Origin of the sequence: Micromonospora sp. L5 (assembly GCF_000177655.2) — a bacterium.
In the GTDB taxonomy this organism is placed as follows: Bacteria; Actinomycetota; Actinomycetes; order Mycobacteriales; family Micromonosporaceae; genus Micromonospora; species Micromonospora aurantiaca.
Genome location: NC_014815.1, coordinates 4,564,453 through 4,578,735, shown reverse-complemented (window position 1 = coordinate 4,578,735; position 14,283 = coordinate 4,564,453). Strand labels below are relative to the sequence as shown.

Here is a 14,283-nt window from a genome sequence, read left to right as displayed (position 1 = left end):
CCCCGGCCACCGGGGCGTCTATGGTGATGCACAGGTTCGAGGTGCCCCACGACCGTGGTCGCGGGGAGAATCTGGGAAGCCGGTGAGAATCCGGCACAGGGCCCGCTGCGGTGATCCAGGCATTGACCTGGGAAGTCCGAAGACCGGCCTCGATCCGATCCACGGCGCATGCCGCGTCGTGGACCGCCATGGCAGATCGAGCGGGAGCCCTACATGCCAGCGCAGTACCCCTTTTGTGCCGTCGTCGGCGCCGACGACATGACTCTCGCCCTCACCCTGGTCGCGATCGATCCGCTCATCGGCGGTGTCCTGATCCGCGGGGAGAAGGGCACTGCCAAGACCACTACCGTGCGCGGCCTCGCCGAGGTGCTCCCGGCGGTACGGGTCTATGCGGGCGACCGGTTCTCCATCGACCCGGACGATCCCTCGGCGGTCTGCCCCGACGGGCCGTTCGACGTGCCCACGCCCGTCGTCGAACGGCCGGTACGCCTCGTCGAACTACCCGTCGGAGCCGGCGACGACCGGGTGACCGGATCGCTGAAGCTCGATGCCGCGCTGCGAGACGGCGTCGTCGCGTTCGAGCCTGGCCTGCTGGCCCGGGCCCATCGTGGCCTGCTGTACGTCGACGAGGTCAACCTGCTGCCGGACCACCTGGTCGACCTGCTGCTCGACGCCGCGGCGACCGGCCGGGTCAGCGTCGAACGCGACGGTGTCTCGGTCGAGCATGCCTCCCGGTTCGTGTTGATCGGCACGATGAACCCGGAGGAGGGCGAACTGCGCCCGCAGCTGCTCGACCGGTTCGGCCTGACGGTCGAGGTCGCCGCCCCGCGTGACCCCGTCCTGCGGGTGCAGGCGGTCCGCCGCCGGCTCGCATTCGACGCCGACCCGGAGGGCTTCGCCACACGCTGGGCCGGCGAGCAGGAAGCCCTGCGCACCCGGCTGGCCGCCGCCCGGCGCTCGCTGGCCGGTGTCGTGCTCGACGACGAGACGCTGACCAGGATCGCCGAGCTGTGCGCCGCGTTCGACGTGGACGGCCTGCGTGCGGACCTCGTCACCGCTCGCGCCGCCGCGGCGCACGCGGCCTGGCGGGGACGTACGCGAGTGACACTCGAGGACATCCGCATCGCCGCCCGTCTCGCGCTGCCGCACCGCCGCCGCCGCAACCCCTTCGACGAGCCCGGCCTGGACCAGGACCGCCTGGACGACCTACTCGGCCACAACGACCCCGACCCCGGACCCGACGGTCCCGGCGGCGGTCTGCCCGACGACACCGGGCACGACGGATCGGCCGGGGACGTGCCCGGCTCTCCCGGCGAGAGCCCGCCCGTACCGGAGCCCGAACGGCAGGCCGCCACATCGATGGCATCCGCGGGCGAGCCCGCACGTGCCCGCTTGCTGGTCGTGAAAGGAACCGGCGACGGTCAGGCCGGCCGGCGGTCCCGGGCACGAACACCGCAGGGCCGTGTCGCCGGGCAGCGGCGGCGCACGTCCGGCGACGGCCGGCTGCACCTGCCGGGCACCATCACCGCGGCGGCGCCGCATCAGCATTCCCGGGGTGGCTTGACCGGCGGTCGCGGCCTCGCGCTCGTGCCCGGCGACCTGCGCCGGGCCGAGACCGTCGGGCGCGAGTCGAACCTCGTGCTGCTGTGCGTGGACGCGTCCGGTTCGATGGCGGCCCGCCGCCGCATGGAGCAGGTCAAGACCGCTGTGCTGTCGCTGCTGCTGGACGCCTACCGCCGCCGGGACAAGGTCGCACTGGTGACGTTCCGCCGGCACACCGCCGAGGTCGTCCTGCCACCGACCGGCTCGGTCGACGTCGCCTCCCGCCGCCTGGCCGACCTACCGGCCGGTGGCCGGACCCCGCTCGCGGAGGGCCTGGAACGCAGTGGGGAGGTGCTGCGCCGGGAGGCGCTGCGCGACCCGTCCCGCCGGCCCCTGCTCGTCGTGGTGACCGACGGCCGCGCCACCTCCGGCCCGGACCCGCTGGGTCGTGCCCACCGCGCCGCCGCCGCGCTCGCCACCAGCGGTGTCCAGGTCGTCGTCGTGGACTGCGAGACCGGACGATTCCGGCTCGGCCTCGCCGCCCGGCTTGCCACTCATCTGAGGGCCGAGCACGTGCCGCTCGGTGAAGTGACCGCCGACGGGCTCACCGGGGTCGTTCGCACGGCGACCGCTCCGCGGGCGGGGGTGGCCTGATGCCGCAGGGTAAGCCGCTCACCGTCCCGGACGACGGCAGCACCACCCGCCAGCGGCGCAACCGGCCGCTGCTGATGGTCCACACCGGAAACGGCAAGGGCAAGTCGACCGCCGCCTTCGGTATGGCGATGCGCGCTTGGAACCAGGGCTGGGACATCGGGGTGTTCCAGTTCGTGAAGTCGGCCAAGTGGCGCATCGGGGAGCAGACCGTCCTGGAGAGGCTCGGGCTGCTGCACGAGCAGACCGGCGAAGGCGGGCCAGTCGAGTGGCACAAAATGGGCTCCGGATGGTCCTGGAGCCGTAAGAGCGGCACCGAGGCGGACCACGCCGCGGACGCCGCCGAGGGCTGGGCGGAGGTGAAGCGCCGTATCCAGGCGGAACGGCACCAGCTCTACATCCTGGACGAGTTCACCTATCCGATGCAGTGGGGCTGGGTCGACGTCGGCGACGTCGTGGAGACACTGGTCCACCGTCCCGGCCGTCAGCACGTGATCGTCACCGGGCGCCGGGCCGACCACCGGCTGATCGAGGCAGCCGATCTGGTGACCGAGATGCAGCACGTCAAGCACCCGATGGACGTCGGCCAGAAGGGCCAACGAGGCATCGAATGGTGAGCCTTCCGCGGCTGATCGTCGCGGCGCCGGCCTCCGGCCACGGCAAGACCACGGTCGCGACCGGGCTCATGGCCGCGCTGGCCGCGCGCGGGCACACCGTGTCGGGGCACAAGGTGGGGCCCGACTACATCGACCCCGGCTACCACGCGCTGGCCACCGGACGCCCCGGCCGCAACCTCGACCCGCACCTGACCGACCCCTCACTCGTGATCCCGCTGCTGCTGCACGGCGCACGCGACGCGGACATCGCCATCGTCGAAGGGGTCATGGGCCTGTTCGACGGCCGCATCGGCGGCGACGGTTTCGCCTCTACCGCGCACCTCGCGGCCCTGACCGCCACCCCGATCCTGCTGGTCGTGGACGTCTCGCACACCTCGCGCAGCGTAGGGGCCGTCGTGCACGGAATGGGCACGTTCGAGGCCGGCGTCACCGTCGCGGGTGTCGTGCTCAACAAAGCCGGGTCCGCCCGCCACGCCGCCGAGGCGGCCCGGGCGGTGGAATCCACCGGCGTACCGGTGCTCGGGATCCTGCACCGCGACCAGGGTGTCAGCGCCCCGTCGCGCCACCTCGGGCTCGTGCCGGCAGCCGAACGTGAGGAGGCCGCCGCCGCCCTGGACGTGCTGGCCGAGCAGATCGCCCGCCACGTGGACCTCGATGCGGTGCTGCAGGTGGCACGCACCGCACCCGATCTGGACGCCCAGCCATGGGATCCCGCCGCGCACGTCCGGCGGCTGGGCGCCGGATCACCGGTGGTTGCGGTCGCGGCCGGGCGTGCCTTCACCTTCCGGTACGCCGAGACGACCGAGCTGCTGCAGGCGGCGGGCTGCACCGTCGTTCCGTTCGACCCGGCCCGCGACCAGCGGCTTCCCGCCGGGACACGCGGGTTGTACCTCGGTGGGGGGTTCCCCGAGGTACACGCGTCCACGCTGAGCGCCAACACGACGCTGCGCCACGAACTGCGCCAGGCCGTCCTCGACGGCGTCCCCACCGTCGCCGAGTGCGCCGGCCTGCTGTATCTGTGCCGCTCCGTCGACGGCCATCCCATGGTCGGGGCGCTCGACGCCGAAGCAGTCATGACGCCGCGCCTCACCCTCGCGTACCACCGTGCCGGACTCGGCTCGGACCAGCTGCTCGGCGAGCGGGGAACCGCTGCCACCGGCCACGAATTCCACCGCACCACCGTCACACCCGGTCACGGCGAGCACCCCGCCTGGCGCATCGAGGGCCGCAATGCCGGATTCGCCTCCCCCAGCCTCAGCGCGTCCTATCTGCACGTGCATTGGGCTGGGCACCCGCATCTGGCCCAGTCGTTCACCGAGGCCGTACACCGGACGGCTGTCTCCTCAGCACGTTAGGAATCACCGTCACATGCAGCTGAACCTTACCGGCCGTAGCGTGCTCGTCCTCGACGGGAGCGCACCCGCCGCCGTCACGGTCAGTGCGCTGCTGCACAAGCGGGCCCTGGTCACCGTCGCCGCGCCGGCCGTGTGCGCCGCGCTGGAGGACCTCGCCCTCCGCGGGCGCCTGACCTGGGTCACCACCCCGGTCGACGAGAGCCGGTTCGACGTCGTGCTGCGTACCGTCGCACCCTCGGAGGCCGGGTCGGCGGCAGCGGTCCGAACGGCCGGACACGTCACGCTGGTCGGCGCCGGCCCGGGCGATCCGGGGCTGGTCACCGTCGCCGGACGCGCGGCCGTCAAGCAGGCCGACGTGATCCTCACCGACCGGCTCGCCCCGTGGGAGGCCCTGAAGTGGGCGCGCCCGGACGCCGAGATCATCGACGTCACCAAGATCCCGTACGGGCGGAGCACGAGCCAGGAACAGATCAACGCGCTGCTCGTCGAGCACGCCCGCGCCGGACGGCACGTTGTGCGGTTCAAGGGCGGCGACTCGTACGTCTTCGGCCGCGGCTTCGAGGAAGTCACCGCGTGCGCCGAAGCCGGCGTCCCCACCACCGTGATACCCGGCGTGACCTCCAGCATCGCGGCCCCGGAGCTGGCCGGCATCCCGGTCACCCACCGCGGACTCGTGCAAGGCTTCACCGTCATCTCCGGCCACGTACCGCCCGGCCATCCCGACTCGTCGATCGACTACGCCGCCCTCGCCCGCACCGGCACCACCCTCGTGGTGCTGATGGGCATGCGCAACCTCGCGGCCATCGCCGACGCGCTCGTCGCCGCTGGTCTCGACCGGAACACACCCTGCGCCGTCGTCGCGGACGCCGCCTCGGCCGGCCAGCGGGTGCTGCGCAGTACCCTCGCCGACGTCGTCGCCGACACCGCCGAGGCCGGCATCGGCGCGCCCGCCGTAACGGTGATCGGCCACGTCGTCGCCCTCGGACCGGCCGCCGTGCAGGCAGTCGCGACAGCGTCGCGTTGCTCCGATACCTGATATGGTCGTGCCACCCTGCTGAAGGAAGCCGGTGTGAATCCGGCGCAGTCGCGCTACTGTGACGCCGCTCGCGGCGAAGCCAGACCCTCCAGCCAGGTCGACCACCCATCGACGGGACGCAGCATCCCAAGGAGTGTCATGCCTCAGGCGACCACGGCCATTCCGGCCGTTCTTCCCACCATCCCCGTTCGCGCGCTCGCCCCCTGGGCGCTGTTCTTCGCGCTGGTCACCGCCGTCGTCCTGTATTTCGTGGGCGCCGAGCAGGGAGCTTTCTCCGTCTTCGAGGGCACCTTCATCCACGAGCTGACGCACGACGCACGGCACGTGCTGGGCTTCCCCTGCCACTGACACCACGCCACGCGGCAGTTCGCCCGGCCCGGCCGGAGTTTTCGTCTTTCCTCGTCACCGGCGCTGCGGGCGTTTCGTGATGCCCGCGGCCGGCTCTCGAACGGACCCTTGATGACCCCTCGCACTTTTCTCGTTCACGGGCTGCTGGCCGGGCTCATCGCCGGTTTCGCGGCCTTCCTCGTCTCCTACGTCGTCGCCGAACCCCAGGTCGATGCAGCCATCGCCCTGGAGGAAGCCGGTGCCGCCGAGCACCCGCACGACAATGCCACCGCCGAGCAGTCTCACAGCCACGCTGAGGAGGAGGCCGAGGTCTCGCGTGGCACCCAGTCCACCGGGGGCCTGGCACTGGGCACCATCCTGGTGGGCATCGTCCTCGGTGGAGCGACCGCGCTCGCTGCCGCCTTCGCCGCCGGGCGTCTGGGCTCCCTGTCCGCACGGGCCAGCACCGCGGTGGTCGCCGCCGTCGGTTTCGTCGCCACCGCCCTCGTGCCGTTCCTCAAGTACCCCGCCACACCACCGGCGGTCGGCTCCGGTGACACGATCAACGAGCGGACCGCGCTGTACTTCGGGTTCTGGGCACTGAGCCTGGCCGCCGCGATCGGCGCCGTGGTCCTGGCCCGGCGTCTGCTGCCCCAGCTGGGCGCATACTCGGCGGTGCTGGCCGGTGCCGGCGCCTATCTCGTGGTCGTCGTGGTCGCCGGGGCTCTACTGCCGACGGTCAACGAGGTCGGCGGTTTCCCGGCCGACACACTCTGGTACTTCCGCATCTCGTCGATCACGACCCTGGCCGCGACTTGGGCGGTCCTGGGTGCAGTGCTGACCGGTCTGGTCGGACGCGACGCGGACCGTGCCGCCGAGCGGCTGCGCCGCCAGGAGCTGGCGGCCACGCTCTGAACCTTCCCGGCTGAACCTCGCGTCAGGGTGCGGGCAACGCCCGCACCCACGCCAGGGCGGCGTCCACGTCACGGACCAGCGGCACTCCGGCCGGCGGCCCGGCGCGGCGCACGATCACGACCGGCATCGCCCGCTCGGCGGCGACCTCCAGCTTCGCGACCGTGTGGTCACCGCCGGAGTCCTTGGTAACTAGAACGTCCGTGCCCGCCATCACCTCCCGCTCGTGCGCGAGGGTGTAGGGACCGCGGCTGCGCAGCAGCTTCCACGACACCGGCAGAACGATGTCGGGCTCGTCCACCACGCGAACCAGGCACGCGTGCCGGCGCAACGGTTCGACGAAGTGCGCCAGCGACTGCCGTCCGACGGTGAGGAACGGCCGGTCGCCCAGACCGGCCGCCACCCGGGCAGCTTCACTGTGGTCACCGGCCCAGTACCAGGCCGACGCCTCGGGGCGAGCGGCCCAGCCGGGCCGTTCCAAACGGAGCAGGGGAACCCCGGCGGCCGGGCACGCCGCCGCCGCGTTGGCGCTGATCTTCTCCGCGAACGGGTGCGTCGCGTCGACCACGGCACGCACCCGGGTCTCCGCCAGGTACGCGGCCAGTCCTGCGATCCCGCCGAAGCCACCGACGCGGACCTGCCCCACCGGCAGCCGGGGACGCGCGACCCGCCCCGCCAGTGAGGTCACGACCACGGCACCGTCGTCGACGAGCGAGGCCGCCAGCGCGCGGGCCTCGCCCGTCCCACCGAGCACGAGAATCCTCACGCGTAGGGTCCGATCACCGGCGCCGCGGGAGCGCCCCGCTCGGCTAGGTTCAGCAGCGCGTCGACCTCCAGGTGTTTCTCCGCCAGGTCGGCGAGCAGATCCAGCCGGGCCTGCCGGGCCGGCTCTGCGCCCGCCGCCAGCGCCTGCACCCACTGAGCATGGCCGATCTCCGCCCCACCCGCACACGCCATCGAATTGTTCGCCATGTTCCGTGCCTTGAACGGAGCGACCCGAACACCGCGCCGTGCGAACGCCCGGCACAACGCGGTCGTCACCCGGCTCTTGCCCGCGTCCGACGTCGTGCCCGCCACCATGAGCCGCCCGGTTCGGCGAGCCTGTCCTTCCACCGCCCCAGTATCGCCTGCTGTCCATCCGCCGGACCGCCGGGCTCGGCGTGGGCGAGGTCCAGCCCGGGCTGGTGTCCGACGCTGCCCACCACTTCGGCCATCAGCAACGTGACCTCATGGACGAGTTCGTCCATGCTCTGCCCTGTCTGTGACTGGACCAGGGCCAAGGGCGAGTTCGGCGAGCAGCATGAAACCCGGGTGCGCACGGTCTCGTCGCCGATGGCGCCCAGCAGTTCCTCGGCGCCGGCGAAGTCACCGCGGTGTCTGGCCGCAATGACTCCCGCCGCCTGCTGCGCCGCGAGGAACGCCGGCCCAGCGCCGGCCTCGGTCATCGTGCCAGGATAATCGGGTTGCCGGCGCGGGGCGCGTCGAACCGCCGGGTCACGTCCGACCAGTGAACCGGTGGCCGCGTCGAGCGCCGCGTGCAGCAAACGGTTTCGCGCCGTCGAGGAAACACCTGTGCACGAATACGCCCAGACGCGCGGCCATCTGCTCGGCGAGCTGGTGGATCGTGTCGTGGCCAGCGTGGTGGGTGACCGACCGGGCACCGGCAGCACGTGCCGGGTCATGACGGCGGCCGGAACTCAATGACGGTCCGCCCGTCGTGAACCCGCACGTCTGCGTCGACGCCGTACACGTCGGCGAGCAGCGCCGGGGTGAGCACCCGTGCGGGTGGTCCCGCGGCGACGACCCGGCCGTGGTGCAGCACGACGACGGTGTCGCAGAACATGACGGCCAGGTTGAGGTCGTGCAGCGCGGCGAGGGCGGTGACCTGCGATCGGCGGACCAGGTGCAGCAGCTGAAGCTGGTGGCCGATGTCGAGGTGGTTGGTGGGTTCGTCGAGCAGCAGCAGTTCCGGCTCCTGGGCCAGCGCGCGGGCGAGCTGGACGCGCTGGCGTTCCCCACCGGACAGGGTCTGCCACTTACGGTCGGCGAACCCGGCCAGGTCGACCCGGCCCAGTGCCTCGACCGCGGCGGCATGGTCGCAGCCGGTGTCGGACCAGCGGGTCCGGCGGTGCGGGATGCGGCCGAGCAGGACCACGTCGCGGACGGTCAGGTCGAGGTCGGTCTCGGCGTGCTGGGCCAGCAACGCGATGCGCCGGGCCAGGGCAAGGCGCCGCAGCCGAGTCACGTCGTCGCCTGCGAGTGTGATGTTGCCGGTATCCGGGCGCACCAGGGCGGCGACGGCCCGCAGCAGGGTGGTCTTGCCGGAGCCGTTCGGGCCGAGCAGCCCGACCAGGCTGCCCGCCGGGACGGTGCCGGTGACGTGGTCGAGGATGCGGGCGGCGGGCACCGCCCACGACACGTCGGAGATCTGAAGCATCAGCCGCGTACCTCCCGGCGGCGCAGGATCAGGAAGAACGCCGGCACCCCGACCAGTGCCGTCAGCACCCCGACCGGCAGCTCACGCGGTTCGAAGACGGTGCGGGCGGCGGTGTCGACCCAGGTCAGGAAGATGGCGCCGGCGAGCACGGCGACCGGTAGCAGCCGCCGGTGGTCCGGTCCGGTGATCAGGCGGGCGGCGTGCGGGAGGATCAGCCCGACGAACCCGATCGCGCCGCTGACCGCGACCAGCACGGCGGTCAGCAGGGCGGTGCCGACCAGCAGCAGCCACCGCAGCCGGTTCACCTCGACGCCGAGGCTCGCGGCGGCCTCCTCACCGAAGGCGAAGGCGTTGAGGGTACGGGCGTGCCAGCCGACCACCGCCAGCACCACGACCAGCACCGGTACCGCCCAGCCCAGGGCCGTCCAGTCGGCGCGGGCCATCGACCCGGACAGCCAGAACGTGATGCTCTGCGTGGCGTGCGGGTCGGCCACCCAGATGATCACGAAAGAGGTCAGTGCCGCGCACAGTTGTCCCACCGCGACCCCGGTCAGCACCACGCGCGTCGGCGACAATGCCCCGAACCTCCCGGCCAGGCCCACGACCAGCAGGAACGCGACAAGGGCGCCGAGGAAGGCGCCGCCGGTCAGCGCGGCTACGCCACTACCGATGCCGGCCACGACCACCAGGACCGCGCCCAGCGACGCCCCTGAGGAGACCCCGAGCAGGTACGGGTCCGCCAGGGGATTGCGGGTGACGGTCTGCATGACCGCACCGGCCGCGGCCAGGCCCGCCCCCACCGTGGCGGCGCCGAGAACCCGGGGCAAACGTAGGTCCCAGACGATGTGGTCGCGCAGCAGCGGCACGTCCGAGTTCGCGAGTCCCAGGTGGCCGGCGACGACCGTCCACACCGTCCCGACAGTCAGGTCGGCCGGGCCGATGGTGACCGCGACGGCCACCGACAGCACCAGACCGGCGACCAGAGCCAGCACGAGCGCGGCCAGGCCGACCGCCCGCACCGGGCGGTGGGTGCGCACCGGGGCGGGCCGGGTGGTGACGGCGGTCAGCTCGGGGCCCCGGACGGCAGCGCGGCGATGCCCTGGGCGAGGGCTTCGACGCCGAGGACGTTGCGGACACCGGCCGTGGTTGACGAGAACGGGATCACCACGTACCACTGCTGTTTGACCGCGGGCAGGTCCTTGAGGGTGCGGTGCCCGGCGAGGAAGGTCTTCTTCTGCGCGGCGGGATCCCAGCTCGCGTCGACGAGCACGATGACCTCGGGGTTGCGGTCGGTGACGGTCTCCCAGCTTGTGTCGCCCCAGCTGCCGGTGAGGTCGGCGAAGGCGTTGGTGACCCCGGCCGCCGACATGATCATGTTGGGGGCGCCGCAGCAGGCGCCGACGCTCGGGGCGTCGCTGCCGCCGTCCCACCACATGACCTTCACGTTGCGGGCGGTGCCTGCGGCCGTGGCGATGCGGCCCTCGTGGTCGGCGATCAGCTTCTCGCCGCGGTCGCTCACCCCGAAGATCGCCGCGAGCTCGCGGATCTCGGTGAACACGTCGCCGATGGCGAGCTTCGCCTGCCGGGTCTGCGCCGGGCACCCGGCAGGGGAGATGTAGGTGCCGACGCCGAGTTTCTGCCAGTCGGCGCGGTCACCGACCCCCTCGTCACCGAACGCGCTGTTGTACGACGCGTACACGAAATCGGGTTCAGCCTCGAGCAGCTTCTCCTTGGTCGGGTACTCCTTGGCCAGCACCGGGATCTTAGCGTAGGCGTCCGCGTAGGCGGGCAGGATCGCGTCGTCGAGGTAGGCCGTGCCGATCATCCGATCTTGCAGGCCCAGGGCCAGCATGATCTCCGTGGCGGCCTGGTTCATGGTGACGACCCGCATCGGTGGCGCCGCGATGGTCACCGGGGTGCCGCAGTTGGTCACCGCGACCGGTCCAGCGGACACCGCCGGTGGTGCGGCAGCAGGCTTGGCATCGGCGCCGCAGCCGGTGAGCAGCACAGTGGACAGCAACAACGGCGCGGCAACGCGCCAGGGCATGGGGAACCGCACAGCGGGACCGCCTTCCAACACCTCGTGGACGGGGACGAACGTGCCGTGGCCGGTCTCCTGGCTGACGGGACAAGCAACCGCCGGCCGGCCTTCCCAGGCATCTCTGCCCAGTGACCTCGCGAAACGACGAGGGCCGACGGTCTCCCGATCACAGTGGCGAGGGCCGCGCCGGCATCACACCGGCTTCCCGAACACCACGGCGTCCCCACCATAACGGCCCGCGCTCGCCGCGGATCCGGTCCGGGCACCCGCTGTGGGAAATCCGACGCGCCGGACCGGCCTCGGCGTGGCTGTCGGCCCGCAACCCATCCGGCTCCTTTCTCGTGCGCGGTGGCTGGGCGAGGGCACGTGATCGACAGTGAGCGCCGTGGCTGAGGCTGAGCAGCAATACGTGAGCGCAGGTGCGAGGCCACGTCCGCCAGCGACCGGCTCCTCGGTCGTGGGCATGAGGCCGGCGATGCAGACGTCGAAGAGCTCGACGAGCGAGCACGGTACTTCGCGATCTGGATCGCCATCCGACCTGCGTTGCCGACGGCGCCGAGGACAAGGACGCGCTGGCCCGCGGTGAAGTTGATGCGGCGCGTCAGCGCGATCCAGGATGACATCGCCCGGGTTCATGGCGGTGGCGATCCGCACCGGGTCCACGCCGTCGGGTAGAACCACGCTGCGCGAGGGTCGATCAGGGTGCGTTCGGCGAAGGTTCCAAGGGGCGTATCGTGCAGGACCACGCAGCGGACGTTGCCCTTCTCGTCGCGTACCACGCCGTCCACGCCGGGGACGAGCGGGAAGATGTTGTTGCTGGTCCCCGGCGATCGGCATCTGGGCGGCGACCAGTGCGCTGGGCTTCGCCGCCGGGCCGCCGATCGGCGGACTCGTCCTGGCTCACCTGCCCTGGGGTGCGATCTTCCTGGTGAACGTCCCGATCGTGGTGATCTGCCTGCTCGCCGGCCGGATACTGGTCCCGGAATCGCGGGACCCGACCGGTGGGCGTCTCGACCTGGGCGGGGCGACGCTGTCCACCGCCGGCCTGACCGCGATCGTCTCCCCGGGTTCCGCCCACGTCCCCGCCGGTCAGGTGGCCAGGCGCAGGTGACGCCGCTGCCGCAGCCGCACCGCGACAACCGCCACGACCAGCAACGTACGCGCGGCAGCGAAGGCCAGCCCGTCGGTCAGGCCTGCCTCCAGCTCGCGCAACGTGGTGGAGCGGCAGGTAAACGGCGAGCGACGCCGGTCCCGATCCGGGCCGGCGTCGCTCGCCGTCGGGCTCAGAGTGTGGTTTCGCTGGTGAGGCCGAAGTAGTCGTGCCATTTGGTGCTGGGGGCGAATGTGGTGCCGGTGGAGAGTGCGACGTAGATGTCGTTGGTGGTGCCTTTGGTGAAGACGATGAGGTCGTCTTTGCCGTCGCCGTTGGCGTCGGCGAGGTAGGGGAATTCGCCGGTTAGGCAGAAGAAGTCGTGCCACTTGATCGTGGTTCCGGCGAAGGTGGTGCCGGTGGAGGTGGCGGCGTAGACGTCGGCGTCGGTGTTGCAGGTGAAGGTGACGATGTCGTCGCGGCCGTCGCCGTTGATGTCGCCCACCCGGGGCTGCTCGGCGCCGACGGCGAACAGGTCGTGCCATTTCTGCGGTGCCCCGAAGCCGTTGCCGGTGGACAGGGCGACGATGACGTCGGCGGCGGTGGCGGGGCCTTGGGTGAAGGTGATGATGTCGTCGCGGCCGTCGCCGTTGACGTCGCCGAGGGCGGGGAACTCCCCGGCGATGGAGAAGTAGTCGTGCCATTTCACGGCGGTGCCGGTGAAGGAGGTGCCGGTGGACAGGGCGACGTAGACGTCGGCGTTGGTGTCGTGGGTGAAGGTGATGATGTCGTCGCGGCCGTCGCCGTTGACGTCGCCGACGGCGGGGACTTCGGTGCCGGGGGCGAACCAGTCGTGCCATTTCGCGGATGCGGCGAAGGATGTGCCGGTGGACAGGGCGACGTGGACGTCGGCGGTGGTGCCGTGGGTGAACACGATCGCGTCGTCGCGTCCGTCGCCGTTGACGTCTCCGGTCAGGGGGGTCTCTCCGGACAAGGCGAACCAGTCGTGCCACTTCACCGACGTGCCCGCGAACGACGAACCCGTCGACGTGGCCACATACGCGTCGGCCAGCGCACCGTGGGTGAACGCGACCACGTCATCCCGGCCGTCACCGGTGAAATCCGTCGGCGAACCACCGAAATAGCGGGCGGTCGGGCCCCCGCCACCCTGGTTCACCAGCGAGAGGTAGTAGTTCCAGTTCCAGTTCGGTCCCGGGTCGGTGTGGTCGTTGCCCGGGATCTCGTTGTGCCCCTTGATGCCGGTGCGGTTCTTCGGGATGCCGTACTTGTCGCACAGGTAACGGGTCAGCGCGGCCGAGGAACGGTACATCGCGTCGGTGAACCAGGCCGGGTTGTCGACGTACCCCTCGTGCTCGATGCCGACGCCGTACGCGTTGCCCGACCGGGCGTGGTAAGCGGTGTCGCCCTCGCGGACCATCTGAGTGATCTCGCCGTTGCTGGACTTCACCACGTAGTGGGCGCTGACCCCGGCCGACGGGTTCTGGAACCAGCTGATCGTACCGGCGTACGACCCCTGGGTGACGTGGAGAATCACAGTGGTGATCCGGCTGGGCCGCCCCACGCCGTAGTTCGCTCCGTTGGCAGCCACCCACCGCGCCGGCGGGTACTCGGGCACGGCGGCGGCGAGCGTACGGGACGCGGTGCCGGCGGGCGCCACGGCGGCGTAGCGACCCCGCTCTGGCTCGACCCGGTGCGCCCGGACCGGCACCGCGCCCGGGATGCCCTGCTGCACCAGCTCGTAGATCCCGTCCGCGTACAGGCGTGCGGTGGCGTCGTCGGCCGCGCCGCCGTACCGCGCCACCACCGGGTACCAGGCGGTCACCCGGTCCCGATCCCGCGCGGTCAGCCCCTCGGCGTCGGCCAGCTCGCGCAGCACGGCCGCACCGCCGCGGATGTTCGCCGGCGTGGCGGTCTTCAGGCGCGCGACCGGCTCGCCGGTCAACTTCGCTGCCCGTTCCAGGCTGTGCTGGGCGGGGTTGCTGACCAGGTGCATCACCCCGTAGCCGTTCGCCTGGCTCGGCTTGCCGCCGTGCGCGTCGAGGCGGGACTCGCCGTAGCCGACCGCGACCAGGACGTCCCGAGGTACGTCGTACTCCTGCGCCGCCCGCACGAACGCGGCGTCCAGCGCGGTCCGGCCCGGCGGCGTCGCGGACACCGGCGCGGGCTGCACCGCGATCCCGCCGGCGAGCGCCGCGGCCAGCAGGGCGACGCCGGTGCGTCGCCGTCTCCGTCGTGTTCCGGCCACGGGGGCCTC

General features: G+C 71.9%; 13 protein-coding genes, 2 pseudogenes and 3 riboswitches. Of the genes and pseudogenes, 7 read left to right on the top strand and 8 right to left on the bottom strand.

Going from position 1 to position 14,283, the window contains the following annotated elements; translation table 11 throughout:
* Nucleotides 1–22: 22 nt before the first annotated feature.
* Nucleotides 23–167, top strand: a riboswitch (cobalamin riboswitch).
* Between the two features lie 46 nt (nucleotides 168–213).
* The 6 genes from ML5_RS21470 to ML5_RS21445 all read left to right on the top strand — a co-directional run bounded on the left by ML5_RS21470 (nucleotide 214) and on the right by ML5_RS21445 (nucleotide 6,443).
* Nucleotides 214–2,196 (top strand): magnesium chelatase subunit D family protein, encoded by a 1,983-nt coding sequence (locus ML5_RS21470; RefSeq protein ID WP_013476137.1) that lies wholly within the window; start codon nucleotides 214–216, stop codon nucleotides 2,194–2,196.
* Nucleotides 2,196–2,810 (top strand): cob(I)yrinic acid a,c-diamide adenosyltransferase, encoded by a 615-nt coding sequence (cobO, locus tag ML5_RS21465; RefSeq protein ID WP_013476136.1) that lies wholly within the window; start codon nucleotides 2,196–2,198, stop codon nucleotides 2,808–2,810. The genes ML5_RS21470 and cobO overlap by 1 nt, the downstream gene beginning before the upstream one ends.
* Nucleotides 2,804–4,165, top strand: coding sequence for a cobyrinate a,c-diamide synthase (locus ML5_RS21460; RefSeq protein ID WP_013476135.1), 1,362 nt, complete (start codon nucleotides 2,804–2,806; stop codon nucleotides 4,163–4,165). The genes cobO and ML5_RS21460 overlap by 7 nt, the downstream gene beginning before the upstream one ends.
* A gap of 13 nt (nucleotides 4,166–4,178) precedes the next feature.
* Nucleotides 4,179–5,201: a uroporphyrinogen-III C-methyltransferase gene (cobA, locus tag ML5_RS21455; RefSeq protein ID WP_013476134.1), complete on the top strand. Its 1,023-nt coding sequence runs from the start codon at nucleotides 4,179–4,181 to the stop codon at nucleotides 5,199–5,201.
* Nucleotides 5,201–5,341, top strand: a riboswitch (adenosylcobalamin (AdoCbl) riboswitch). Its footprint overlaps the gene before it by 1 nt.
* A complete protein-coding gene (locus tag ML5_RS21450) occupies nucleotides 5,340–5,549 on the top strand; it encodes a CbtB-domain containing protein (RefSeq protein ID WP_013476133.1) in 210 nt (69 codons plus the stop codon). Its footprint overlaps the riboswitch before it by 2 nt.
* Before the next feature lie 111 nt (nucleotides 5,550–5,660).
* Nucleotides 5,661–6,443 (top strand): CbtA family protein, encoded by a 783-nt coding sequence (locus ML5_RS21445; RefSeq protein ID WP_013476132.1) that lies wholly within the window; start codon nucleotides 5,661–5,663, stop codon nucleotides 6,441–6,443.
* 22 nt (nucleotides 6,444–6,465) lie between these two features.
* Here ML5_RS21445 and ML5_RS21440 read toward each other — a convergent pair whose 3' ends face one another.
* The 6 genes and pseudogenes from ML5_RS21440 to ML5_RS21415 all read right to left on the bottom strand — a co-directional run bounded on the left by ML5_RS21440 (nucleotide 6,466) and on the right by ML5_RS21415 (nucleotide 10,924).
* The gene (locus ML5_RS21440) at nucleotides 6,466–7,194 is read right to left on the bottom strand and encodes a cobalt-precorrin-6A reductase (protein ID WP_013476131.1); all 729 of its coding nucleotides are present in this window, start codon (nucleotides 7,192–7,194) and stop codon (nucleotides 6,466–6,468) included.
* Between the two features lie 131 nt (nucleotides 7,195–7,325).
* A pseudogene (locus tag ML5_RS32925) lies at nucleotides 7,326–7,520 on the bottom strand (cobyric acid synthase CobQ); the annotation flags it as partial.
* Nucleotides 7,478–7,885, bottom strand: a complete 408-nt coding sequence (locus ML5_RS32920) for a hypothetical protein (RefSeq protein ID WP_063778319.1) — start codon at nucleotides 7,883–7,885, stop codon at nucleotides 7,478–7,480. The pseudogene ML5_RS32925 and the gene ML5_RS32920, both read right to left, overlap by 43 nt.
* A gap of 233 nt (nucleotides 7,886–8,118) precedes the next feature.
* Nucleotides 8,119–8,877 carry an ABC transporter ATP-binding protein gene (locus tag ML5_RS21425; protein WP_013476129.1) on the bottom strand — a complete coding sequence of 253 codons (759 nt, stop codon included), beginning with the start codon at nucleotides 8,875–8,877 and terminating at the stop codon, nucleotides 8,119–8,121.
* Nucleotides 8,877–9,914 (bottom strand): iron ABC transporter permease, encoded by a 1,038-nt coding sequence (locus ML5_RS21420; protein ID WP_013476128.1) that lies wholly within the window; start codon nucleotides 9,912–9,914, stop codon nucleotides 8,877–8,879. The genes ML5_RS21425 and ML5_RS21420 overlap by 1 nt, the downstream gene beginning before the upstream one ends.
* A gap of 26 nt (nucleotides 9,915–9,940) precedes the next feature.
* Nucleotides 9,941–10,924 (bottom strand): ABC transporter substrate-binding protein, encoded by a 984-nt coding sequence (locus tag ML5_RS21415; RefSeq protein WP_013476127.1) that lies wholly within the window; start codon nucleotides 10,922–10,924, stop codon nucleotides 9,941–9,943.
* A 41-nt stretch (nucleotides 10,925–10,965) separates the two neighbouring features.
* A riboswitch (cobalamin riboswitch) is annotated at nucleotides 10,966–11,150 on the bottom strand.
* 588 nt (nucleotides 11,151–11,738) lie between these two features.
* Between ML5_RS21415 and ML5_RS31620 the strand changes: the two are divergent.
* Nucleotides 11,739–11,978, top strand: a pseudogene (locus tag ML5_RS31620) (MFS transporter); the annotation flags it as partial.
* Nucleotides 11,979–12,007: 29 nt separating this feature from the next.
* On the opposite strand, the gene ML5_RS33115 reads toward ML5_RS31620, so the two are convergent.
* Nucleotides 12,008–12,130, bottom strand: coding sequence for a hypothetical protein (locus tag ML5_RS33115; protein ID WP_255348685.1), 123 nt, complete (start codon nucleotides 12,128–12,130; stop codon nucleotides 12,008–12,010).
* 71 nt (nucleotides 12,131–12,201) lie between these two features.
* Complete coding sequence (locus ML5_RS32915; protein ID WP_013476126.1) at nucleotides 12,202–14,274, bottom strand: N-acetylmuramoyl-L-alanine amidase; 2,073 nt, start codon at nucleotides 14,272–14,274, stop codon at nucleotides 12,202–12,204.
* Nucleotides 14,275–14,283 lie beyond the last annotated feature (9 nt).